The sequence below is a fragment of the Comamonas sp. C11 genome (assembly GCF_024496285.1).
Taxonomy (GTDB): domain Bacteria; phylum Pseudomonadota; class Gammaproteobacteria; order Burkholderiales; family Burkholderiaceae_C; genus Comamonas; species Comamonas testosteroni_F.
In genome coordinates, this window is record NZ_CP101747.1 from 1 (window position 1) to 22,512 (window position 22,512).

The following is a 22,512-nucleotide window of genomic DNA, read 5'->3' on the forward strand; positions in this document are numbered from 1 at the left end:
ATGAAGCAGAAGGCCACGGCCGCGCCGATGGTGGCGCGGGTGTATCTGCGCGTCAGCACCGACGCGCAGGACTTGGAACGCCAGGAAGGAATCATCACGGCCGCGAAGGCCGCCGGTTACTACGTCGCCGGCATCTACCGCGAGAAGGCCAGCGGCGCACGCGCCGACCGGCCCGAGCTGCTGCGGATGATTGCCGACCTACAGCCCGGCGAGGTGGTCATTGCCGAGAAGATCGACCGCATCAGCCGCTTGCCGCTGCCCGAGGCCGAGCGCCTGATTGCGTCAATACAGGCCAAGGGCGCACGCCTGGCCGTCCCTGGCGTAGTCGATCTATCCGACCTGGCCGCCGAGGCCGAGGGCGTCGCCAAGATCGTGCTGGAAGCCGTGCAGGCCATGCTTTTGCGCCTGGCCTTGCAGATGGCCCGCGACGACTACGAGGACAGGCGCGAACGCCAGCGCCAGGGCATCGAGCTGGCGAAAGACGCCGGCAAGTATCGCGGCCGACGCGCCGACCCGAAGCGCCGCGCCCAGGTCATCGCCCTGCGCCGCTCCGGCCACAGCATCACCAGGACGGCCGAGCTGGCCGGGTGCAGCCCGTCCCAGGTGAAACGGATATGGGCGGCCGAAGTGAGCCAGGCCGAGGCCGCCCGCATGGGCGCTTTCCGCGAGGACGCATTGACCGAGGCCGACGCGCTGGCGGCCGCCAACCAGGAGGGCATGAAGGCATGAGAAACGGACACCATCCCCTGCCCCCGCTTCGGCCGGAGCTGCAAGCCGCCCATGACGAGATGGACGCCAAGGGGGATTACTTCGCCTATGCCGTGTGCCGCACCCATGACGGCCAGGCGTGGGAAGTGACGACCAGGCAGGGCGGCATGTATGGCGCGCTCGATGGCCGCTACCTCGACCACGACGAGGCGATGGCCGCCGGCGCGGCCTGGCTGCTGGAACAGCTCGACCGCGAGCCGACCGACGATGAGGCAGCCTATCGGGCGCTATGGGAAAGCATGGGGAAATGATGGAAAACACCTTTACTCATTCGCTCATTGTGTTATGATGCAATGAGTAAATTATCATTTGCATGACCACCAGGAGAGCGCATGAAAGTCATTGCCGTGCTGAACCAGAAGGGCGGTTCAGGAAAGACCACCATCGCCACGCACCTAGCCCGCGCCCTGCAACTCGACGGCGCGGACGTGTTGCTTGTCGATTCCGACCCCCAGGGCAGCGCCCGCGATTGGGCCGCCGTGCGGGAAGATCAACCGCTAACCGTGGTCGGCATAGACCGACCAACCATTGACCGGGACGTGAAGAACGTGGCCCGCAAAGTGGATTTCGTCGTGATCGACGGAGCGCCCCAGGCGGCCGACCTGGCCGTGTCGGCCATCAAGGCGGCCGACTTCGTGCTGATTCCGGTGCAGCCATCGCCCTACGACATTTGGGCCACGGCCGACCTTGTGGAGCTGGTCAAGCAGCGTATCGAAGTCACGGACGGGAAGCTGCAAGCGGCTTTCGTGGTATCCAGGGCGATCAAGGGCACCCGCATTGGCGGCGAGGTTGCCGACGCGCTGGCCGGCTACGCACTGCCCATTCTTGATGCCCGCATCACGCAGCGCGTGAGCTATCCCGGCACCGCCGCCGCTGGCACGACCGTTCTTGAATCCGAGCCGGACGGCGATGCAGCGGCCGAGGTTCGCGCCCTGGCCGCCGAGATCAAACAGAAACTCAATTGAGCTTTTGAGGAAATGAAAAAATGAGCAAGCCCACAACCGCACTCACCGCCGGCCGCCCGAGCGCACGCACCGACAAGGCAAGGGCCGCGACCCTTGCCAGCCTGGCCGACGACGCCGGCGGCATGAAGCGCGTCAATTTCGAGCTACCCGCCGAACAGCACGCAAAGCTGAAAATCTACGCCACGAAGCAGGGCAAGAGCATCAAAGATGTGCTGTCCGAGTATGTCGCCAGTCTGCCGGATTGACGCTCAAAAGCATATTTACTCATTTGAATTTTAGTGGCTAAAGGGGCGGCACCATGACCAAGAAGCGAGACGGACAGGAGGCGCAGCAGATCGGCGACATTTTGGGCGGCCTGATCGTGAAGGCGCAGGCCAAGGCAGGGGACAAGACCAGGAAGCCCCGCGCCGGGGCCAAGATCACCCCGGCCGGCATCATCCTGACCGAGCAAGACCAGAAGTTGATCGAGGCCGGCGCAGAGATCGCCACCAACCCGCCGAGCGGCGAGGACATGGCTTTCACCCATGCCGTGCTGTGCCAGGTCGGTTTGCCTCGCTCGAAGGTCGATGGACGCGAGTTCATGCGGCAGTCCGGCGCGGCCTGGGTCAATGTGCAGGCCGGCTATCTGGACGAGGGCAGGGGGCCGGTGCTGCAACCTATCCCCTATGGCGTCATGCCACGCCTGGCCCTTGCTTGGGTGTCCAGCTACGCCAAGCGCGACAACACGCGGGAAATCCCCATCGGTGACAGCGCGGCCGAGTTCTTGCGGCTCATGGGCATGGATGACCAGGGAGCGCGTTACACCACCTTGCGCCGTCAAATGCACGCCCTGGCCGCTTGCCGCCTGCAACTTGGATTCAAGGGGCGCACCTACAACGGCCAACCCGTCGAACAGTTCGATGCCTGGCTGGCGAATGGCGACGCGCAGCAGAAATCGCTTTGGCCCGGCACGATGGTTCTATCAGAGGGCTATTTCAACTCGCTGATGGATAGCGCCGTACCGCTGGACAATCGCGCCCTGATGGCCCTGAAAGGTTCCGCGCTTGCGCTGGACGTTTACACCTGGCTGGCTCACCGACTGCACCGCATCGAGGGCAGGGGCGTAACGCTGCACTGGAAGTCCCTGCGGGAGCAGTTCGCCCAGGAATACACCGGGAAGGATGCAGACAAGGACTTCAAGAAGAAGTTTGTGCCGGCACTCAAGAAGGTGCTGACCGTCTATCCGCAAGCGAAGGTGAAGCCCGTCACTGGTGGCCTGCTGTTGCTTGGCTCCCCGCCGCCCATTGCCCCTAAGAACGGCGGGAAGTTTAGCTAAACTCCGATAGATCAGACCCCCCCACACGCAGCACACTGGCCGCCCGATCAAGGCGGCCGCGTCGTTTCTGGCCGATGCCCCCTCCTGGCGGCCAATCTTGGGGATAAACCCTGTGGATAGCCGCACTTATCCACGATAGATCAGACCCCCCCGCTCCGATAGATCAGACCCCCCCACCCCCTGTTTTCTCCGATAGATCAGACCCCCCCAGGGTCGTTAGATCAGACCCCCCCTAAACCGGTACGGTTAAGCCTTTAAGTTTTCCTATAAATATTTGCCTGTAATTGGCAGGCCAAATCAGTGGAAAACTCAACCGACAGCGCGAACCGAAACGCCGTAGCGCCCTACGGGCGCGCCTACCCTCCGGGCCTTCGGCCCTCCGCCCCGTCGCCTACGGCACCGGCCTGCGCCTTCGGCGGGGCACCCCTCCGGGGTTCCCCCGGCTTCGCCGGCTCCCCCTCCGGCTATCGTGCTGGCCTACGGCCAGGCGGCTTACCAAGGCGCGGCACGCCGCGCCGGTGGCAACTCCACCGCCTGCACCCTCATCCAGCGCCGTGCCCGCTGAAAGGCCGCAAAAAGCGGTTTAGCAGGGAAAAGCGGCTTGCCGAGGCCGTGCCTCACATCGAGCGACAGCGCGGGCGGAAAGGCCGCAGGTTGAACGCCAAGAGAAGGGCCAGCAGCCAAGCGGCCGAGCTGGCCAGCATCGTCATTCCAGACGAGGCAGGCCCGGAACCACGGCCAAGCCGCGCAGGAGGGGGGCGTCTCAGAAAACGGAAAATAAAGCACGCTAAGCCCAAAAACTCGTCTCTCTCGAACAGAGTTAGACCAGACCGGCCGCCAATCCAACACCGATCAGCAGCATTGCCGCAGCCACCACGATCTGCACAGTGCGCAGCGTCACTTTCTGAAGCATGCGCTTGCCCATGAATGAACCGATGAAAGCGCAGATCGTGCCCACCGCAACAGGCGCGAGTAGTTCCTGCGATTGAGCAAAGTTACTCGCCATGAAACTAGCGCCATAAACCACCAATCGCGCAGCATCGACGATGACGGCTGAAACGACGCCTGTAGCGACGAAAGCCTCTTTCGACAGGCCACTTTTCAACAGGAAGGCCGAGCGCAGTGCGCCTTGGTTCCCCGACAAGCCGCCGAAGAAACCGGACAGCGCACCTCCCAGCGGAAGCCAACTCGGCGGGAACGCCAGTGCCTGAAAGCGGGGTGACAACTCCAGGAGGGCGAATGCCACGATCAGGGAGCCTATGACGGCTTTGATCATGGTGATCTCGAACGTCGATCCACCAACGGTGTAACTCGCAATGACTGGCATCTTGTCGAACAGATTGATGAGACTTGCCCCCGCCAAGGCGGCGATAGCGGCAGGCACGCTGAAGCGTGCCACCACCCGCCAGTCGGCCTGCTTGGCCATCAAGCCGAACTTGAAAATGTTGTTGGCGAAATGCACAACAGCGGTGGCTGCGATAGCCAGCGGCAACGGAAAGAACAGCGCAAAAACCGGCATCAGAACTGTCCCAAGGCCGAAGCCTGAGAAAAGTGTCAGGCCAGAGACTAATAGCGCCGAGACGCCAATCAAGACAAGTTCCATTTTTAATCCTCCGTCAAATAATCGAATTTCAGTATCGACATTCGATTATTATGAACCGATCTCAATTGAAATCAAAAGAACCTATGACCAACCCGCACACTGGCGACCGCAACCCGTGGTCTGTTTTTCTCATCTTTCTGCGCCTTGGGCTGACCTCTTTCGGCGGCCCCATCGCGCACTTGGGCTACTTTCGCGATGAGTTCGTCACGCGGCGGCGCTGGTTGTCCGAGCGCAGCTATGCAGATTTGGTGGCGCTGTGCCAATTCCTGCCGGGGCCTGCAAGCAGTCAAGTCGGTATCGCATTGGGCCTGTCCCGGTCGGGCTACGCCGGGGCGCTGGCCGCCTGGGCAGGCTTCACACTGCCTTCAGCCGTTGCCTTAATCCTGTTCGCGCTGGGCATTTCCAACTACGGCGATGCCATATCGCCAGGAGCGCTGCACGGTCTGAAAGTGGTGGCAGTCGCGGTCGTCGCCCAAGCGGTATGGGGCATGGCACGCAACCTCTGTACTGACGTGCCGCGTGTCACCATCATGGCGATTGCTACCTGTGTCGTTCTGCTGGTGCCGTCCGCATGGGGGCAGATCGGCGTGATTGCTGCTGCTGGCATCATCGGACTGCTGCTGTTCAAGCCGACTCAGGACGGCGTACACGATCCGCTGCCAATCACGGTCAGCCACCGTGCCGGCGTGATCTGGTTGACACTATTTTTTGCTTTGCTGGTCGGCCTGCCGGTGTTGGCGCAACTGATGCCGGGTCAAACCCTGGCGATGGTGGATGCCTTCTTTCGCGCCGGGTCACTGGTTTTTGGCGGGGGCCACGTCGTGCTGCCCTTGCTGCAAGCAGAGGTCGTGCCCTCCGGCTGGGTCAGCAATGAAGCTTTCCTTGCCGGATACGGCGCAACGCAGGCGGTGCCTGGCCCCTTGTTCACTTTTGCTGCGTTCCTCGGGGCGTCCATGAGCACAACGCCTTCGGGCTGGCTCGGCGGACTGATCTGCCTTTTGGCGATATTTGCGCCGTCTTTTCTGCTGGTCGTCGGTGCCTTGCCGTTTTGGGAGCGGCTGCGCCACAGCATGCGCACGCAAGCGGCGTTAGCCGGGGTCAATGCGGCGGTGGTTGGTATCTTGCTGGCTGCGCTTTATCAGCCGGTATGGATGAGTGCCATTTTCAAGCCGCAAGACTTCGGGCTGGCTGTGGTGGCGCTTGTCGCGCTGATGTTCTGGAAGCTCCCGCCCTGGCTGGTCGTCATCGGTAGCGGAACGGCGGGCTGGTTGCTGAGTGCTGTTCTATGAGACCGTGGCTGTGACCGATAAAGACCTCTACGGCGGCCTGATCCGTCTGCACATCCTGCACCATGCAGCCGAGGAACCGGTCTTCGGACTCGGCATCATTGAAGAGCTACGGCATCACGGATACGAGATGAGTGCCGGAACGCTGTATCCGATGCTGCATGGGCTGGAAAAAAAAGGTTATCTGACTTCTCGTCACGAGCGTACTGGGCGGCGAGAGCGGCGCGTCTACGAGATTACCGAGCAAGGCCGGATTGCGCTAGCAGATGCGAAGACAAAAGTCAGGGAACTGTTTGGTGAACTTATTGAGGGTCACTGAGCTTTGTGTATTGGCGTCAGATTGAGCTATGCCTCAACCGGGCGTCAGGCACTCCACCTACATCGCGTCAGATTAGGGCCATTTCGGCCTTGTCTGACGTTCTACGCCCGACTTCTCAGACTTCAACCTGACACGCCAACCGCTAGCGTGCTTTATTTTCCGTTTTCTGAGACGACCCCAGGAGCGCCCAGGAGGCCCGGAACCGGGCAAGGGTAGGGCAAGGTGCTACCGACCCCGGAAAACGCCACCACGGCCCGCACAGGGCCAAATTTCGATCCCGCCGCGCTCCCGGCCGGGCTGACCCAGGCCCGGCGCGTAGTATTCCGCTGTAGACTTGTAAATTGTAGTATGTAGTAGTATTATACAACCTACTACAACGCTACATTTCATACAGGAGCAACCGCTATGGCAGTCACGAAAGAGCAGATTTTTTCCGCCGCCGACGAGCTGGCCGCCAGCGGTCAGCGCCCGACGCTTGAGGCCATCCGCAAGATCACCGGCGGCAGCTATACGACGATCAGCCCGGCCCTGAACGAATGGAAGGCCCGCCAGGTCACGGCGGCCGCGCCCCTACGCGAGCCTGCGCCCCAGGCCGTCGCCGACCGCCTGGCCGAGCTTGGCAGCGATCTATGGACAATCGCCCTCGACCTGGCGAACGCCCGGCTTGCCGCTGAGCGGGAAGGGCTGGAGAAGGCCCGCGCCGAGCTGGAAGCCGACCGCAACGAGGCAACCGAGCTGGCCGACAAACTGGCCGGCGACGTGGAAGCCCTGCAATCCCGTCTGGCGTCCATCGAGGCCGCCGAAGCGGCCGCACGCGGCGAAGCCGACGAGCTGCGCGGCCAACTGGCCGCCGCCCAGGAACAGGCGCACACCGCCGAGGCCCGCGCCCAGGAGATCGAGCGCCGCGCCGGCGAGCTGCGCACGGAGCTGGACAGGGCGCACCAAGACGCCGAGCAGGCGCGCGAGGAACTGGCAGGCGTCCGCGAGGAAGCCGCGCGCCTGGCCGGGCAGCTCACGGCGCACCAGGAACAGAACGCCGCACTGCTGGCCCGCATCCAGCCGGCGGCCGACCAGGACAAGCCGAAGGGGCGCAAGTGATGCGGGCAGGGCTGGCCGCGTTCGCGGTCATCCTGGCGGCGACAACCGCCCACGCCGGCGAGCTGCGCGGCCGGGTGGTGGCCGTCGCCGATGGCGACACGCTCACCATTCTGGACGCCAGCCGACAGCAGCACCGTATCCGGCTTGCCGAGATCGACGCGCCCGAAAAGCGGCAGCCCTTCGGCCAGCGGTCGAAGCAATCGCTTTCCGATCTTTGCTACGGCCGGGATGCCGCCATCGAGGACGGCGGGCGCGACCGCTACGGCCGCACCATTGGCCGCGTGAGCTGCGCGGGCATTGACGCCAACGCCGAACAGGTGCGGCGCGGCATGGCATGGGTTTTCGACCGCTATGCGACCGACCGGAGCCTCTACGCGATCCAGGACGAGGCGAGGGCGGCCCGGCGGGGCCTATGGAGCGATCCTGCGCCGGTTCCGCCGTGGGAATACAGGGCGAAACGATAGGAAATGCACTGTTTTTAATGTTAAAAACATTGCATCAATCGGGCTGATATTGACACTTGAGGGGCGGCTTTAGCCGCTGAAAAACTACTGGCCGCCGCGCCGCCGCCGGAAGGCCGCTAGGTCGATCACGTCCGCCGTGCGTCGGCCTGCGGCCTGCATCGGAGTGGCCGGGGCAGGTCGGCCGGGTTCCGCCAGGCGCTGCCGCCGGCGGAACAGTTCGAGCAGGAACGACCCCAGGAAAATACCTGGCACGAACGGCAGCACGATCAAAACGCCCAGGGCCGAGGCCAGCGCCCGGAAGGGCTTGGCGAGCCACCGCAGCGGCCCGCGCAGCAGATCGGCCAGCAGGCCGTCGAGCAGCCAGAGCGCCACGGCCAGGACGAAGCCGCCGGCGGCGACCGTCATCACCGCGCCGCAGCCGAACCAGGCGGCCAGGCCGACCAGCAGCAGATAACCGATGACGACGAAAACCCACATGGCCGCGCCCGTCAGCTATGGTAGGGGTTCGCATCGAACCGCCCGGCATACTCGGGATCGGCCAGGTAGTTCAGCCGGTCGAGCAGGTAGGGATATTCGCCCTTCACCAGCACGATGGGCTTTTCCGGCCCCAGGCGCATGACCTCATCCGGCGTCAGCAGCTCGCGGCCGGCGAACTGCTGGCTTGAGCCGCTGGACTTGCCCCGGTTCAGGGAACCGCCACCGCCGGAAACGCCGGCGCCGCTGTTGCGGCCGGTGTTCTCCGTCTCAAACTCAATCGTGGCTTTGCCCAGGCTGTCGCTGATGTACTTGGCCGTGTCGTAGTCGTCCGTGCCAAAGAACGACTTGGCGCTGTTCGCCAGGAAGGTTTGCCACTTCGGATAGACGCCCTTCAACTGGCTCAAGTCCTGGATGAACACCCAGAAGGCTAGGCCGTAGCCGCGCATCAGGCTAACCGCGTCCTCGATCTGCTTCATGTAGCCGAGCTGGCCGAACTCATCGAGCAGGAAGGCGACCCGGTGCATGGGTTGCGTGGTGCTCGACGTGATGGCCGCGATCACGGAGCCGATGAAGGCCCGGACAAAGCGGGCATTGGGGCCGATCTTGTTGGCGGGCAGCACCATGTAGACCGTCATCAGTTCGGCCTTCATGTTCGCCAGGTTGAAATCGGAGCGCGACACGGCCGCCGCGATCCGTGGATCATCCATAAAGGCCGTGCTCTTCTGCGCCGTGGAAATCACCGAGCCGCGTTCACGGTCGGGCATCCCCATGATGGTGTTTGCCGCCCGCGCCGGAAGGCCGAAAGCGGCCTTTTCGTCGGCGGCCATTTCGGCCAGGGTCTCAAAAAGCACTTCCTCGCCGGCGGTCAGGATGCGCCGCACTTCGGGCAGATTGCGCCGGCCTTCATCCAGGCCGGCAACGTGCAGCATCAGCCCTTGCAGCAGCGTCCGGGCCGACTCGTCGAAGTGCGCCTGCCCCTTCGGGTCTGGAATCACCAGGCAGTCAGCCAGCACGGCCGATTCACCGACGCATTCCGGGTCACTCGTATCGAGGCGATCCAGCAGGTTGAAGGCGTGCGCCTCGCCCTTGGTCACGCCGAACGGATCGACCACGAAAACCTTATGCCCCAGCTCGCGGCGGGCGCGAGCCGTCACGGCCGCGTTTTCGCCCTTCACGTCGAGCACCAGGGCCGAGCCGGGATAGTCAAGGAGGTTCGGAATTACCGCGCCAATGCCCTTGCCGGAGCCGGTCGGGGCGACCGTCACGACGTGGCCGGTAAAGCGGAAACGCTGATCGAGGCCGGCGGGCGCATCGGCCACCCGGCCCAGGGCGAAACCGGCGGGCTTGCCGGGCGCGACCAGGTGCCCGGCCTGGCGGATTTCCGCGACCGTGCCCCACCTGGCCGACCCATGCGTGACCGGCTGCGCGCCGGGCGCGGAAGCGGCCTGAACAGCGGCCGCGCCGATGCTGGCAGCGCCGCCCGGTTCGCCCTGCAAACCGGCCCGCAGGTTGTCCAGCCAGGCCCCCAGGACGCGCAGCCGATGGCCCAGGGTGGAGCCTTCGCCGAGCTTGGACGCCAGCGCGCCGCAGATGCGGCCGCCTTGCGCATACATGGCATAGGTGCCGACCAGGGTTGCCGCGATCATGGCCCAGGACGGCAGGAACGGAACCAGCACGAACGCCAGCACCATTGCCGACCCCGGCAGCAGGTAGGCGAGGGCGGCCGCGCCAGCCAGCGTGACCGGGTTTTGCTTGCGCTTCACGGCCACCACGACCGCGCCGAGCATCAGCACGAACAGGACGAAGAAGAAGATGCCCCAAACCTCGGTGATGCGCCGGGCGAACCCGCCGAAATAGCCGCTTGCCGTATTGCCGGAAAGCTCCTCCCGGCGCGTCGCTGCCTTCTGCTCGACCTGGCCGCGATACTCCGCTAGAACCTTGTCGCCTTCCGCAGCCGCCAGCCCCTTCACGAACTCAACGCCCCGCGTCACGGATTGCTGCACGACATTGACGCCAGCCGTTGCCGCCGCCGCTGGCCGTTCGCCGTCCAGGCCGCCGGAAATCCGGGCGCTGAACTCGTCCAGATTCGCCGCCGTTCCCAGGCCCGCGTTCTGCAAGAAAAGGCCGAGGTCGGCGCGGTACAGGCTGAGGATGTTCGCCGCGCCAGCGGCGTTCCGGCTCGCCAGCGCGGCCGCTTCCATTTCCTTCAAGACTGGCAGCAATTCGGCCCACTTGGCGCGGTAGGCGTTCCAGTCTCCGGCGTTCGTCGCCATCGCCAAATCCTGCTGCCCAATGTCGAGCTTTTGCAGGTTCGCTTCCCACGTCCGGTAGGTCGATTCCTGCGCGTCACAAATGCGCTTCACCCAGGCGTCAGCGTCGGCCGCGCCGTAGAGCTTTCCGGCTTCGGCCGCCGGGTTGCATTCGGGGAAAACGCGGGCGTGCGCCGTTGTCGCCAGAGACAGGCAGAACACGCCGAAAAACACCGCCACCACGGCGGCCCACAATCGCGCTGCTAGAGCTTCAAAATCCATCATACTTCACCTCTCTGTCAGGTAGAAATTGACGGCTAGGAACGGTTGCCGCCGTCCTCTCCATCATCGGAAAAAGCCTCATCGCCGGCCGCCTCAAAGCGCGCTTTGGCGGCGTCAGCGTTCGGCCCTTTGAGCGCGCCGGCCGCGAGGGTCAAAGCGCCCAGGATCACGGAAGCCGGATAGTCCGCCATGCCGGACTTGATGACCAAGCCGCCAAGCTGAATCTTGCGGCGTGCATCCTCTCTCCTGGCGTTCATCCGAAGGCGTCCCAAATCGCGGTCAGTTCGTGCCAGGCGCTGCCGGAGCCGGAGCAGCTTGCTGGGTTTCGCCTTTGCGAAATTTCGAGGCGATAGCCTCAAACTCCTTCCGCATGGCGGCGTCATCGATGTCGAGATCGCCAAGACCGGCGGCAATCGCAATCTTGCCGATGCGTTCGGCGGCCTTGCTTTCGAGTTCGGCCAGTTCAGCCTTGATGCGGTTCAGCTCGGCCAGCTTGTCGGCCTTGCGTTCGGATAGGGTCTTTCGTGCCATCGTTACAGCTCCTTTCGTGATTGCGGGTTATGCCCGCGTGATGTTAGCACCTTGCGACGCTGGCGGGGAAGGCACGGCGCTGGTATAGTCATGCAGCGAAGCGAAATGCGCACTTACGGGTTGCTGCGCAACCCTCATACGGCCGGGGATACCCCGGCACCCCTTTTTAGCGGCTAAAACGCCAAGGGAAGAAATGGCGATCTACCATCTGAACACGCACACGATAGGACGGGCGGCCGGGCATAGCGCCGTGGCTGCTGCCGCCTATCGATCCGCGTCGAAGCTGGTAGATGAGCGCACCGGGGAAGTGTTCGACTTCACCCGGAAAGGCGGCGTCCTGTCGGCCGAGATCGTCACGCCCGCAGGCGTTCCGGTTCCCGAGCGCGCCGCCTTGTGGAATGCCGCCGAGGCCGCCGAGAAGCGCAAGGATGCGCGAGTGGCCCGCGAGTGGCGGGCGGCCCTGCCGCACGAGCTGAACGAAGCCGACCGGCGCGAGCTTGCAACGCGCATGGGGCAGGCTATCGCCGACCGCTACGGCGTGGCCGTGGATGTGTGCATCCACGCCCCGGACAGGGAAGGCGACGACCGCAATTTCCACGTTCACATGCTGGCGACCACGCGCACCATTGGCGCGGATGGAGCGCTAGGCGCTAAGGCCGTCATCGAGCTGGCGAACAAGGACAGGCAGAAGGCGGGCATTCCTGGCACCAGCCAGGGCGACATTACCGACATCCGCCGCGAGTGGGCGGAGCTGACAAACGAGGCATTGGAGCGGGCCGGAATCAGCGCCCGTATCGACCACCGCAGCTATGCGGATCAAGGCGTTGAGCTGACGCCAACCAAGCACATCGGCAGCGACGCCGTGGCGATGGATAGGCGCGGCCTGGAAGCCGACCGCATCGACATTCACAACGCCGACCGGCAGGAGCAGGCGCGGCAGATCGCCGAGCGGCCGGAGATCATCCTAGACAAGATCACGGCGACGCAGGCCGTATTCACGCGCCGCGACATTGCCGCCGAGCTGAACCGCTACATTGACGACGCCGGGCAGTTCCAGGGCTTGCTTGCCAAGCTGGAAAACTCGCCGCTGCTGGTCGAGATGGAACCGGCGAACGGCCGCGATCCGGCGAAGTTCTCCACCCGCGAAATGATCGAGACTGAGCGCGGCATGGTGGAGTGCGCCGAGCGCCTGGCGCGCACCGGACGGCATGGCGTTTCCGGCCCGATCACGAACGCCGCGATTGATGGCGCGGGCACCCTGTCGGCCGAGCAGCAAAACGCTGTCCGGCACGTTCTCAAGCCGGGCAGCCTGGCCGTTGTCATCGGCGACGCCGGCACGGGCAAATCCTTCTCCATGAAGATAGCCCGCGAGGCGTGGCAGGCCCAGGGCTTCAACGTGCGAGGCGCGGCGCTGGCAGGCAAGGCGGCCGACGAATTGCAGGCTGGCAGCGGCATCGAAAGCCGCACGCTCGCCAGTCTTGAATTTGCGTGGAAGAACGGAAAGGACAAGCTCACTTCCCGCGATGTTCTCGTGATCGACGAGGCGGGCATGATAGGCAGCCGCCAGCTTGGCCGCGTGCTGAAAGCCGCCGAGCAGGCCGGGGCAAAAGTCGTCCTGCTGGGCGATGACAAGCAGCTTGCCGCCATCGAGGCAGGCGCGGCGTTTCGTGCCGTCGTGCAGCACGTCGGAGCGGCCGAAATTACCGAGGTGCGCCGGCAGAAACACGCCTGGATGCGCGAGGCCGGCCAGCAGCTTGCGCGGGGTTCCGTGGCCGATGGCCTGGCGGCCTACGCCGAGCGCGGCCACGTCCAAATCCACGGCAGCCGGGAGGCAGCGCGCGACGCCCTGGCGGCGTCCTATGTCGGCGACCAGGGCAAGGGAAGCCAGATCATCCTTGCCCATTCCAATGCGGACGTTCAGGCGCTTAACCAGGCCGTGCGCGATGCCCGGAAGGAGCGCGGCGAGCTGGCCGGTTCCGCCCGGTTCGTGACCGAGCGCGGCGGCCGCGAGTTCGCCGCCGGCGACCGCATCGTGTTCCTGAAAAACGACCGCGATCTAGGCGTGAAGAACGGCACCCTTGGCACCGTCGAGCGGGCCGAGGATGGCAGCCTGGCCGTTCGGCTGGACAGCGGCGAAGCGCGCCAGGTGCAGGCGTCCCAATATGCGGCCGTCGATCACGGCTATGCAGTCACGATTCACAAGGCCCAGGGCGTCACCGTCGATAGGGCTTACCTGCTGGCGACCCCCGGCATGGATAGGAGCCTGGCCTATGTCGGCATGACCCGGCACCGCGAGGCCGCTACCCTGTTTGCCGGGGCGGACGACTTCACCGACCGGCGGGCCGGGCGGCTGGTCGATCACGGCGCAGCGCCCTACGAGAACAAGCCGGAGAACCGGCCGAGCTACTTTGCCACCCTGGAGAACGACAAGGGCGAGCGGCACACCATTTGGGGCGTCGATCTTGAGCGCGCCATTGCCGCCAGCGGCGCGCAGCGCGGCGACCGCATCGGCTTGGAGCACGGCGGTTCGCAAACCGTGCGCCTGCCGGATGGCACCACGGCCGAGCGCAACACTTGGCACGTTCGCGGCGCGGCCGAGCTGGCCGCCGGGAAGCTGGCCCAGGTGCTGGGCCGCGAGCGGCCGAAGGAAAGCACGCTGGACTTTGCCGACCGGCGCGGCTTCGACGGCGAGAACGTCATGCGCCGCTGGCTCGAACGCGGCCGGGCCAAGGTGGCCGAGCTGGCCGGGAAGATGCAGCGCGCCATGCGCCGCAGCTTGGAGCGCCACGGCCGCCCCGACCTCATGCCCGCGACCGACATTGCCGGCCGTCCGGCCGTGCAGCGGCCGCAGCAGATCGAGCAGCCGGCAGCGCCGCAGCGGCCCCAGGCCGAGCGCCCGGCCCCCGACCCGCTGGCCGGGTTCCGCGCTGGCGTCGAGCGTGCCGAGGCGGCCGGCGGCGGCTTGGCGCTGGACGTGGCGAAGGCACAGCTTGCCGTCGCCCAGGAGTTCCAGGCGGCCGGGAAAGACCCCCGGCACCATGCGGCCGCGATCATGCAGGAAGGCCAGCAGAGGGCCTTTGCGGGCCTGGCGCAGCCGTCCCAGGCCAAGGCCGAGCCGGAGCGCCCTGCGGCCGTCCAGGTCAGCGAGCAAGACCGCAAGCGGGCCGAGATGTACGCCAAGCGAGAGGCCGACCAGTTCAAGGCGCTGGCCGTGAAGCGGCAGGCGGGCTTTGCGGGCTACACCGACCGCAACCCGAGCGCCTGGCGCGAGCTGCCGGCCGAGCTGCGCGAGCGCATCGAGCGGTTCAACGCTCTGCCGAAGGAGCGCCAGGCCGTCGAGCTGGACAAGATGCAGCGCGAGCTTGCCGACAGGTATGCACGCGACCCGAAGGAGATCGAGCGCAGCCGGCAGCGGCAGCGCGAGCAGGAACGCGGCAACGGCGGTTTGAGCCGGTGACGCGCCGTTTTCAACCAACCAGGAGCACGCACCATGAGCACAGAACCGACGAACGACGAGCTGGCCCAGGGCTACGCCAAGCAGATCGAGCAGGCGCAGCAGCGGCGCGAGGCGAAAGATCTTGAGCGGCTGGAACGCCACGGCCAGGCGGCCGCGCAGCAGTCCCAGGCCATCGAGGCCGAGCAGAAGCAAGGCCAGCAGGGCCAGGGCTTCGAGCTGGACGCCAGCCAGAAAGTCGAGCTGAACGAGATCAACGGCCAGCAGGCAAAGACGCTGGCAAAGGAATTAAACCGGGACAACGAGAACGGCGACCAGGTGAAGCAGGCCCGCGCCCGCGAGATCGCCGAACGGTTCAAGGAGAAGGCGGCGCGCGACCGGGAGCAGTCCCGCAGCTTTAGCCGCTGAAAGGCGGCGCCAGGGCGGCGGCAACCGGCCCAGGCGCCTAACCACAACCCCATCCGACAGAGGGATGAAATCATGGCTGAAACCAATGTTACCGGCGGCGCCCGCCGCGAGCTAACGAAATACCGCGTGACCTTCGCGGCCGCCGTCATCGGCCTGGCCGGGGCCGGCTGGATGTTCCAGGCGGCCTATGAGCAGCACATCAAGGTTTTGCAGATCGGCGACGACACCGGCCAGCGCCTGCAAATGCGCGGCCTCAACCACGACCAGGAGGGCGCGGAGCATGGGCAGCGTTGAATCCTGGCGGCGCGCTGCCCTGGCGGCCTACGTCCTGGCCGGTGTCGGCCTGGCCTCGGGCGGCTATGCCCTTGCCACCACGCAGGCGAACGTGAACGCCATCGCGGCCGCGCAGAAGCGTCTTGATGACGACGAGTGGAGCAAGCATCAGGCGCACGCCAAGACCGACAGCGCCCGCAGCGCCGCCGGCGAAGGCGTGGCGCTGGACGCCCGCCCCTACCCTGCCGCCGCCGATTGGGCGGCTGTGGCCGGCCAGGTGATGCCGTCCGTTGTCATGGTGGCCGTTATCGAGCGCGCCAAGGGCGACGGCAGCCGTAACCGGGCATGGCTTGTCCCTGGCGTTCAAACCAACCTGGCAACCGAGCTGCTGACCCGTTACCGGGCCTGGCAACACGAATGGGCGAAGGCCGACCAGGAACGCGAATGGGTGACGCTGGGCGCGGGCTTCCTTGTCGGCGACGGCCGCACGGCGCTGACGGCCGCGCACGTCCTGGCCGGCATCGAGGGCGTGCGGGTGAAGCTGGCAAGCGGGGAATGGCGCAGCGCCCGCGTGGCGCGCATCGACCATGTGCGCGACGTGGCCGCGCTGCTGATCGACGGCGAGCCGGGCCAGCCGGTGCGCGTGGCCCCCGCCCTGCCACGCCAAGGCCAGGCCATCGCCGCGATCGGCTCCCCGAAGGGCTTGGACTTCTCCATGAGCGCGGGCATCGTCAGCCGTCACGGCCAGGTCGGCGGCCTGATTGGCGCGGCGGGCATGTTGCAGATCGACGCGCCCATAGCGGGCGGCAACTCCGGCGGCGTTGTCGTCAATGGCCGGGGCGAGGCCGTGGGCCTTGTGAGCCACAGCGCCGGGCCATTCACCCAGGCCGTGCCCATCGGCCGCGCCTTGGCCGTGGCGGGCTTGTAGAGGCAACCAGGAACAGCAAGGGCGGCCAGGTCGCCGCCCTTTTCGCTTCCGGGCCTGCACCGTCAGAAATGGCGATGCTGGCCAGCCCTACCCGTCCAGGCCGTGCATGGCCCTGGCCCGCGCCGCGACTTCGCAGGCGTGCTGGATATAGGCCGGGTCGGCCGTAGCTTCGGCGTCGGCCAGGAATGCGGCCACGGCCTCGGCACTGGTCAGGCACTCGGCCGGGTCATAGGGCGTCAGCACTTCACGGCCGACCGCCGGCGCATCCACCCATTCGCGTTGTTCCGGCGGCAATGGACACTGGCCGGATGCTTCGGCTTCGGCCAGCAGCTCATCGAGCGTGCGGCGCACCTGGTCAGGCGTGATGGCGCGGGCCGGGTCGGCCTTCAATGCGTCATAGGCCGGGCCGGCCTTCTCATGCAGCCAGCTTTCCAGGTTTTTCGGGTCGGTCATCGGCGAGCCTCATCGAGCCAGGCCAGCGTTTCGGCGTCACGGGCGGCTACGCGGGCCAGCAGCTCGCGCAGCAGCGCGGCCAGGCTCATGCCGTGCGCTGCCGCGACGGCGGCCGCTTCGGCCTTCACGTTCGCAGGAATGGCGGCGCTGATGGTGACGTTCTTTTCGCTCATGCGTTTCCCTTCTCTTTGATACTCGCCGCCAGCGCGGCGAGGCGCTGCGGGTCGCGTGTTTCGCACTCCCAAATTACCAGGGCAGTCCGACGGTGGACGAAACGGCCAAGCAGCAGAGGCTATAACGAGACTAAGCGTCCAAATGCCGCCACAAATACCACGATGCTACCGAACAAAAAGGTTGCCACACCTGCCCGACATGCTCTAGCTCGGCATCATCCCCAAACAGCAATCGGGCCGCTCGCTGCAAACCGGCGTCCCCCAAAGACAAAACGTCCGGCCTGCGAAGGCCGAAGATCAGGAACATTTCCGCCGTCCATTGACCGATGCCGGGAAGATCCACCAGTGCAGCGATAACGTCCGCATCTGGCGCTTCCTGCATTGCCTCTAGGTTCAGCCGCCCATCGCTAACACGCTGAGCCAGTTCAAGGATGTAGCGAGCCTTGGCCGATGAAAGCCCGGCAGCCCGTAGAGCCTCGGGCTGGACTGCCAGAAACTCGGCAGGAGTGAAGCCGGGTACGATAGCCTGCACTCGGCGCTCTATCGTGTCGGCGGCCTTGGCTGATAGCTGCTGACTGATGATCGAATTGGCTAACGTCTGAAATGGCCGAAACTCAAGATTAGCAAGAGGGCAGGGGCCATGCTCGACAATCAGCCGCGCCATGACTCTGCACGACTGGCGCAAGTGCCGCTCCGCGTCCTGAGCGGCCCAATTTGATATTCGCACCTGCCCCATGCTGAATCACTCGCCGCTTTCTGCGGCCTGTCGCAGCGCCAGAAACGCCTCTTTCAGAGTCTGGCTGACTGCCGAATCCGGTTCATTCAAGACCAGCGTCTGGTAGGCGTTGAGGTAATCCGCCCGGATACGATGGAACAGGTGCAGGAAGTGCCGCAAGAACCCGATGCAATCGAGAATGGCAATCTCGGTGCCATCCGTTTTCTCGTAGAACGTCGCGGCGTACTCGGCCACAAGTGGGTCGATCACATCCGTGGTGACAAACAGGTAGTTGTGAATCTTGTTCGGCGACCTAGCTATCTTGGTAACTGCCGCGTCGATGTCGTCTTGAGTGACACGCTTCATCTTCATTTCGTAGGCGGTGACAACCGAATCCTCGCCCATCAAACAGATTTCCACGTCGCCCAATGATCCAGTTTGAAGATCGGCGGCATTGTGCGAGTTCAGGGGCAACATGCTTTCAGACAGTCGCGCCCCTGCGGCCTCGTAGGCGGCTGCGACAACCAGCACCGGCAAGCGGCTGGCGTTCTTGCAGGCAAGGTGCTGGCTTATTAGTGTGACGATGGCCTCCGATGAAAGAGGCAATGCGCCCTCGGTACGATCCAAGGCATCCAACAGTGAAGCCATGCGGGCCAGCTTCTCGTCGCGCAGCAGCATCAGAACGCGCACGGTTTCCACAAACAGCACGTCAGCGGGGATGCGCTGCAAGGCCACATCTTCCAGTAGCTCAAGCGTCTTTTTGTAGAGGTCACGCGGCCTGCCGACAAGCTCCCGGTCGGTGGTCAGTGCATGGTCGATATTGCGTAGCGTCGGGGTCAGAAAGGCGGTTGTCGGATTGACCGGCAGCCGGTGTTCGTTGATGAACTTGGTCAGGTAGCGTTCGTCATAGGTTCGCCCGGAAAAACTGTCAGCCCCCCCAATCTCGGTATAGGGCTTGCGTGGATCGACGTTCGGCTTGTCCAGCTTCCCCAACAGGCATGACATGAGCAGCCGCACCCCTGCTCGGTTACTCATGCAGCGGCAGACGTAATCGACACGCTCACGGATTACTGGGTCAGTGACGACAGAAGCATTCAACGTAGCGGCGGCCCGCTGCTGGATGCCTTGTAATATTTCTTCTGGTGTCATCGAAACTCCCTTTGCTTTTGTGGCCGCGACAGCCCGGAAAATGTGCATGTCGTCGGGGTGGTATTGATACCCCATGCGTCAGCGGCCCTCATTCAAACAACCCTTTCTGATTCTTGGGATCGTAGTTCGTCCAAAGGACTTCTGACCGTTTTCCCTTGGTCGAGTGAATAGTCTTGTCCGGGCCTTGGGTCTTGAACCAACGTCCCGGCTTGAATAGCTCGTCCATCAGCGGGTGGTCATACCCAGACACAGCCACCATGCCTTTGCACTCATTGACCACTTCGGCAAATTCCCGATGCTGGCCCTCGTCCATCTCGAAGCCGTAAGCCTTAGCGTCGCCGCGTGTGGCATGCAGATAGGGCGGGTCACAATAGAAAAGCGTCTTGGGGCTGTCATACAAACGGATCACATCAACGGCGGGGCGGTTTTCGATCTGCACCCGGATAAGTCGTTGGGCGATTTCGTCCAGCGCATCCACGCCACCAAGCCAGCGCGAGACAACACCGGACATACCCGCCCGGCTTGTATCTTTGCAATTTGCCCAACGGCCAAGGGATGCGGTTTGAGCAAGCCCGGTGCGGGTCTGACGGGCTTTGATATAAAACCGTCTTGCCCGCTCCACATCACTGATACCGTTTGTGCTGCCATAAATCGCCCGGTGGTACTCCTCGCGGGAAAATGGCGTCAAGGCGATGGCCCTAATCAGCTCCTCGTGACGATCACGAAGAACCCGAAAGAAGTTCACCACATCGCCGTCTATGTCGTTGTAAGTCTCAACGGGTGCAGGCTCACGATTGATGAGAACGGCACCAGACCCCGCGAACGGTTCGCAATAATGATGGCACTTCGGCAACAACGGCAGCAGCCAATCGAGATGCGAGAACTTCCCACCATACCAGCCAAAGACAATGCGGCGACGACGACGGCCGCGCATGTAGATGACATTTGATTGCTCTGGTTGATCATCCTCGTCCAGATAGATCGGGGATACCCCTCGGCCACGCTTAGCGGCTTGCACTGCCTTAGTCATCTGTTGCTTCTCCTGCCGTCGGGCCCGGGCCCGATCTCGTTGATTGACGTGGCTTTCTGGCTGCCGGTGCCGCGAACATATCCGGTTGTAAGCCACCTTGGTGCCTGTCGGCGAACGCCTGCATGAACTCGCGCAGCACTTCCGACGCATTCCGGTTTTCAGCCAGACAGGCCCCTTGGAACGCCTCTCGGAGTTCCCTTTCAACACGGATACGCAGGCCAACGTCTTTGCTCGACATAAGGCGACAGTATCTCATGGATACACGTTTGTGTATCCAAAAAGTGCGGCCATACCCTGCCCTTTTAGCCTAGCGGCGGCGCATTGAGGCCGGGCCATTGACCCAGGCGCATATATGTCGTTTTCAGAAGGCGACTGCACCAGTTCACTGGGCTGGCCGCCGTGTGTGCATAGAACTTCTGACCGGGAACGGTCAGAAGTTCTATGCACGAAGCGCCGCGAGAGATCGGAATTGCTCAGAACTCTTGTGCACGGCGCGACAAAGCCGGAACCGCCGAAAATTCCGGCGATCAACCGGCAAGCTGCTTGATGCGCTCGGCCAGGCGGCCGAAAGCCTCGTTCACGTATTCCAGCACCTTGGGTTCTGCGCCCTGCGTGCGCAGCGAGTCTTTGAAGGCTTCCAGGTCGGACAGCCATTGCCGATGCAGGCGGCCCAGCTCGTCGAGCTGAGGCCGGAAGTCTTGGAGACTGCCGCTCGCACGAAACGCCTGGTAGCCACGCTCAAGCGTGGCCGCCGTGGTCAGCAGTTGCGCGCCCATTTGCTTGTGCTGTTCGGAGAACTCGGCCATGCCGTCATAGGGCCGCGAAGCCTTGCGGCGCTCGGCTTCGGATGCCTCTTCCATGATGCGGGCGTAGCGGTAGAACCCTGGGAACTCGCGGGACAGCGCCATGAGCTGCTGATCGGATGTGCCGACCCAAATCCTGTGCAGGTCAGGCCCGTACCCCATCATGCGATTGATGATGGCATGGGCCTCGCTGACACCCTGGGCGGCAAGCTGCTGCATGTGTTGGTCGATCTTCGCGGCCAGTCGGCGGAATTCGTTCATGCTCATGTCCGTCACAAAAGGCGCGTTGATTGCCCTTGCGCCGTGAGAAGTGCCACCGCCTTCTTATCGAAGGAAACGAAGGTTTCCCCGCCAAGCCAGTTGCCTTCGTAGGCAATGACGCCATCGGCAAAGTCTCCGCCCGCGTCGAGCACCAGCAAGCCAGCCTCCACGGCAGGCCGGTTCACTTCCACATTCGCGGCGGCCAGTAGTGCCCGGATCGCGCTGGCCGCGTCGGCTTGCTGGAAGCCGTAGACACGCAGCAGCACCCAAACAAATTCGCATAGGCACGGCAGCGCGACCGCGATCAACTCGGCGTCGGTCAAGACTGCGGCGGCAACGTCCGCTTGTGCGGGATCGTCACGCACAACCGCACGCACAAGGACGTTGGTATCGACTGCGACCTTCATTGCTTACCTGCCCAGCCTTGCGCCGCCGCCTCGTTGATTTCTTCGATGGTGGCAACCTTCTGCGTCTTGCCCGCGAGCAGGCCGACAAAGCTGGCTATCGTCCCTGCGGGCCGTGCCGCCTTGAGCACGCCCCGACCGTCTGGCAACAAGTCCAGCTCGATCTTGTCGCCTGGCCTGATGCCGAGGTGTTGCAGTACGTCCTTCCGAAACGTCACTTGTCCCCGTGCGGTAACGGTCAATGTGGTCATGGTGGTTTGCCCTCGCAATCAAGGTTGATGCTTCACATAGTAATGCAAAAATGCCTTACCGTCAATGTCCGTCAAACGATCATTAGTCGGCCATGCCGGACACTGTCCAGCAAAGTTATTGCACAACGGGTTGTCGGACATTAAGATAGGCGGACGGAATGACGGACAAGAGAGGCGGCAAATGGCACTGATCGGCTATGCGCGGGTATCGACGGCGGAACAGGACACCGCCTTGCAGACGGATGCGCTACGCAAGGCAGGCTGCGAGCGCGTTTTCGAGGACACGGCTTCCGGGGCCAAGGCCGACCGCCCCGGCTTGGCTGATGCGCTGGCCTACCTGCGCGACGGCGACGTGCTGGCCGTCTGGCGGCTGGATCGGCTCGGGCGCTCTATGCCGCACCTAATCGAAACGATAGGCGCGCTGGAAGCGCGAGGCGTCGGCTTCCGTTCTCTGACGGAAGCCATCGACACCACCACGCCAGGCGGGCGGCTCATCTTCCACGTGTTCGGCGCGCTGGGCCAGTTCGAGCGCGACTTGATCCGCGAGCGCACCAAGGCCGGGTTGACTGCCGCCGCCGCTCGTGGGAGGAAGGGCGGGCGAAAGCCGGTTGTCACCGCCGACAAGTTGCAGCGAGCGCGGGAGCACATCGCCAACGGGCTTAATGTCCGAGAGGCCGCTACACGGCTCAAGGTGAGCAAGACGGCCCTGTACACCGCGCTGCAATCCACCAGTGCAGCCGACTCCTGATATTCCGTGCAGTCGTCTTCTGAAAATGACAATATAAGTTGCGCTTTCGGAAATGAGCCAGTCGGTTTAGCATGGGCGCGTTTGAGTATGCCCAAAGGAACCGAC

Annotated in this window: 27 protein-coding genes; 14 read left to right on the forward strand and 13 right to left on the reverse strand. The window is 64.1% G+C overall.

Features of this window, described 5'->3' with window-relative positions; translation table 11 throughout:
* The 5 genes from NOX35_RS28305 to NOX35_RS28325 all read left to right on the forward strand — a co-directional run bounded on the left by NOX35_RS28305 (position 1) and on the right by NOX35_RS28325 (position 3,048).
* Complete coding sequence (locus tag NOX35_RS28305; protein WP_113935230.1) at positions 1-729, forward strand: recombinase family protein; 729 nt, start codon at positions 1-3, stop codon at positions 727-729.
* Complete coding sequence (locus NOX35_RS28310) at positions 726-1,019, forward strand: hypothetical protein (protein WP_170139983.1); 294 nt, start codon at positions 726-728, stop codon at positions 1,017-1,019. The genes NOX35_RS28305 and NOX35_RS28310 overlap by 4 nt, the downstream gene beginning before the upstream one ends.
* An 81-nt stretch (positions 1,020-1,100) precedes the next feature.
* Positions 1,101-1,733, forward strand: coding sequence for a ParA family partition ATPase (gene parA, locus NOX35_RS28315; protein WP_034008291.1), 633 nt, complete (start codon positions 1,101-1,103; stop codon positions 1,731-1,733).
* A 20-nt stretch (positions 1,734-1,753) separates the two neighbouring features.
* Entirely contained in the window at positions 1,754-1,978 is a 225-nt protein-coding gene (locus NOX35_RS28320) for a plasmid partition protein ParG (protein WP_003159117.1), read from the forward strand.
* 53 nt (positions 1,979-2,031) lie between these two features.
* On the forward strand, positions 2,032-3,048 hold the full coding sequence (locus NOX35_RS28325; protein ID WP_104874791.1) for a replication protein RepA: 1,017 nt from the start codon (positions 2,032-2,034) through the stop codon (positions 3,046-3,048).
* Positions 3,049-3,868: 820 nt separating this feature from the next.
* Here NOX35_RS28325 and NOX35_RS28330 read toward each other — a convergent pair.
* Complete coding sequence (locus NOX35_RS28330; RefSeq protein ID WP_256497104.1) at positions 3,869-4,651, reverse strand: TSUP family transporter; 783 nt, start codon at positions 4,649-4,651, stop codon at positions 3,869-3,871.
* 83 nt (positions 4,652-4,734) lie between these two features.
* Between NOX35_RS28330 and chrA the strand changes: the two genes are divergently transcribed.
* The 4 genes from chrA (at position 4,735) to NOX35_RS28350 (ending at position 7,818) form a co-directional block, all read left to right on the forward strand.
* Complete coding sequence (gene chrA / locus NOX35_RS28335) at positions 4,735-5,940, forward strand: chromate efflux transporter (protein ID WP_256497105.1); 1,206 nt, start codon at positions 4,735-4,737, stop codon at positions 5,938-5,940.
* Between the two features lie 10 nt (positions 5,941-5,950).
* Positions 5,951-6,256: a PadR family transcriptional regulator gene (locus NOX35_RS28340; RefSeq protein WP_256497106.1), complete on the forward strand. Its 306-nt coding sequence runs from the start codon at positions 5,951-5,953 to the stop codon at positions 6,254-6,256.
* Between the two features lie 405 nt (positions 6,257-6,661).
* A complete protein-coding gene (locus NOX35_RS28345) occupies positions 6,662-7,354 on the forward strand; it encodes a DNA-binding protein (RefSeq protein ID WP_104874792.1) in 693 nt (230 codons plus the stop codon).
* Positions 7,354-7,818: a thermonuclease family protein gene (locus tag NOX35_RS28350; RefSeq protein ID WP_104874793.1), complete on the forward strand. Its 465-nt coding sequence runs from the start codon at positions 7,354-7,356 to the stop codon at positions 7,816-7,818. The genes NOX35_RS28345 and NOX35_RS28350 overlap by 1 nt, the downstream gene beginning before the upstream one ends.
* Positions 7,819-7,902: 84 nt before the next feature.
* Here NOX35_RS28350 and NOX35_RS28355 read toward each other — a convergent pair whose 3' ends face one another.
* The 4 genes from NOX35_RS28355 to NOX35_RS28370 are packed head-to-tail and all read right to left on the reverse strand — an operon-like array spanning position 7,903 to position 11,357.
* Positions 7,903-8,295: a hypothetical protein gene (locus NOX35_RS28355; protein ID WP_104874794.1), complete on the reverse strand. Its 393-nt coding sequence runs from the start codon at positions 8,293-8,295 to the stop codon at positions 7,903-7,905.
* Between the two features lie 11 nt (positions 8,296-8,306).
* On the reverse strand, positions 8,307-10,829 hold the full coding sequence (locus tag NOX35_RS28360) for a type IV secretory system conjugative DNA transfer family protein (RefSeq protein ID WP_203457913.1): 2,523 nt from the start codon (positions 10,827-10,829) through the stop codon (positions 8,307-8,309).
* Positions 10,830-10,861: 32 nt separating this feature from the next.
* Positions 10,862-11,083 (reverse strand): conjugal transfer protein TraD, encoded by a 222-nt coding sequence (locus tag NOX35_RS28365; protein WP_104874796.1) that lies wholly within the window; start codon positions 11,081-11,083, stop codon positions 10,862-10,864.
* A gap of 22 nt (positions 11,084-11,105) precedes the next feature.
* Positions 11,106-11,357: a TraC family protein gene (locus NOX35_RS28370; RefSeq protein ID WP_003159123.1), complete on the reverse strand. Its 252-nt coding sequence runs from the start codon at positions 11,355-11,357 to the stop codon at positions 11,106-11,108.
* Between the two features lie 193 nt (positions 11,358-11,550).
* On the opposite strand from NOX35_RS28370, the gene traA reads away from it, so the two are divergent.
* The 4 genes from traA to NOX35_RS28390 all read left to right on the forward strand — a co-directional run bounded on the left by traA (position 11,551) and on the right by NOX35_RS28390 (position 16,420).
* Complete coding sequence (gene traA, locus NOX35_RS28375; RefSeq protein ID WP_104874797.1) at positions 11,551-14,814, forward strand: Ti-type conjugative transfer relaxase TraA; 3,264 nt, start codon at positions 11,551-11,553, stop codon at positions 14,812-14,814.
* 33 nt (positions 14,815-14,847) lie between these two features.
* Positions 14,848-15,219 carry a hypothetical protein gene (locus tag NOX35_RS28380; protein WP_079651109.1) on the forward strand — a complete coding sequence of 124 codons (372 nt, stop codon included), beginning with the start codon at positions 14,848-14,850 and terminating at the stop codon, positions 15,217-15,219.
* A 72-nt stretch (positions 15,220-15,291) separates the two neighbouring features.
* Positions 15,292-15,513, forward strand: a complete 222-nt coding sequence (locus tag NOX35_RS28385; protein WP_104874799.1) for a hypothetical protein — start codon at positions 15,292-15,294, stop codon at positions 15,511-15,513.
* Positions 15,500-16,420: a S1C family serine protease gene (locus tag NOX35_RS28390; protein WP_113935220.1), complete on the forward strand. Its 921-nt coding sequence runs from the start codon at positions 15,500-15,502 to the stop codon at positions 16,418-16,420. Before NOX35_RS28385 ends, NOX35_RS28390 begins: the two co-directional genes overlap by 14 nt.
* Before the next feature lie 87 nt (positions 16,421-16,507).
* Here NOX35_RS28390 and NOX35_RS28395 read toward each other — a convergent pair whose 3' ends face one another.
* The 8 genes from NOX35_RS28395 to NOX35_RS28435 form a co-directional block, all read right to left on the reverse strand.
* Positions 16,508-16,873, reverse strand: a complete 366-nt coding sequence (locus NOX35_RS28395) for a transcriptional regulator (protein WP_113935221.1) — start codon at positions 16,871-16,873, stop codon at positions 16,508-16,510.
* Positions 16,870-17,046, reverse strand: coding sequence for a hypothetical protein (locus NOX35_RS28400; RefSeq protein ID WP_170139980.1), 177 nt, complete (start codon positions 17,044-17,046; stop codon positions 16,870-16,872). Before NOX35_RS28400 ends, NOX35_RS28395 begins: the two co-directional genes overlap by 4 nt.
* Before the next feature lie 130 nt (positions 17,047-17,176).
* Positions 17,177-17,710, reverse strand: coding sequence for a DNA-3-methyladenine glycosylase (locus tag NOX35_RS28405; RefSeq protein WP_170139981.1), 534 nt, complete (start codon positions 17,708-17,710; stop codon positions 17,177-17,179).
* Between the two features lie 78 nt (positions 17,711-17,788).
* On the reverse strand, positions 17,789-18,910 hold the full coding sequence (locus NOX35_RS28410) for a restriction endonuclease, SacI family (protein ID WP_113935231.1): 1,122 nt from the start codon (positions 18,908-18,910) through the stop codon (positions 17,789-17,791).
* Positions 18,911-18,998: 88 nt separating this feature from the next.
* A complete protein-coding gene (locus NOX35_RS28415; protein ID WP_113935223.1) occupies positions 18,999-19,940 on the reverse strand; it encodes a DNA adenine methylase in 942 nt (313 codons plus the stop codon).
* Between the two features lie 527 nt (positions 19,941-20,467).
* The gene (locus NOX35_RS28425) at positions 20,468-21,004 is read right to left on the reverse strand and encodes a hypothetical protein (protein ID WP_003159187.1); all 537 of its coding nucleotides are present in this window, start codon (positions 21,002-21,004) and stop codon (positions 20,468-20,470) included.
* Between the two features lie 11 nt (positions 21,005-21,015).
* Positions 21,016-21,411 carry a type II toxin-antitoxin system VapC family toxin gene (locus NOX35_RS28430; protein ID WP_003159186.1) on the reverse strand — a complete coding sequence of 132 codons (396 nt, stop codon included), beginning with the start codon at positions 21,409-21,411 and terminating at the stop codon, positions 21,016-21,018.
* Entirely contained in the window at positions 21,408-21,659 is a 252-nt protein-coding gene (locus NOX35_RS28435; protein ID WP_003108276.1) for an AbrB/MazE/SpoVT family DNA-binding domain-containing protein, read from the reverse strand. The genes NOX35_RS28430 and NOX35_RS28435 overlap by 4 nt, the downstream gene beginning before the upstream one ends.
* A gap of 181 nt (positions 21,660-21,840) precedes the next feature.
* Between NOX35_RS28435 and NOX35_RS28440 the strand changes: the two genes are divergently transcribed.
* On the forward strand, positions 21,841-22,407 hold the full coding sequence (locus tag NOX35_RS28440) for a recombinase family protein (RefSeq protein ID WP_003159185.1): 567 nt from the start codon (positions 21,841-21,843) through the stop codon (positions 22,405-22,407).
* Positions 22,408-22,512: the final 105 nt, after the last annotated feature.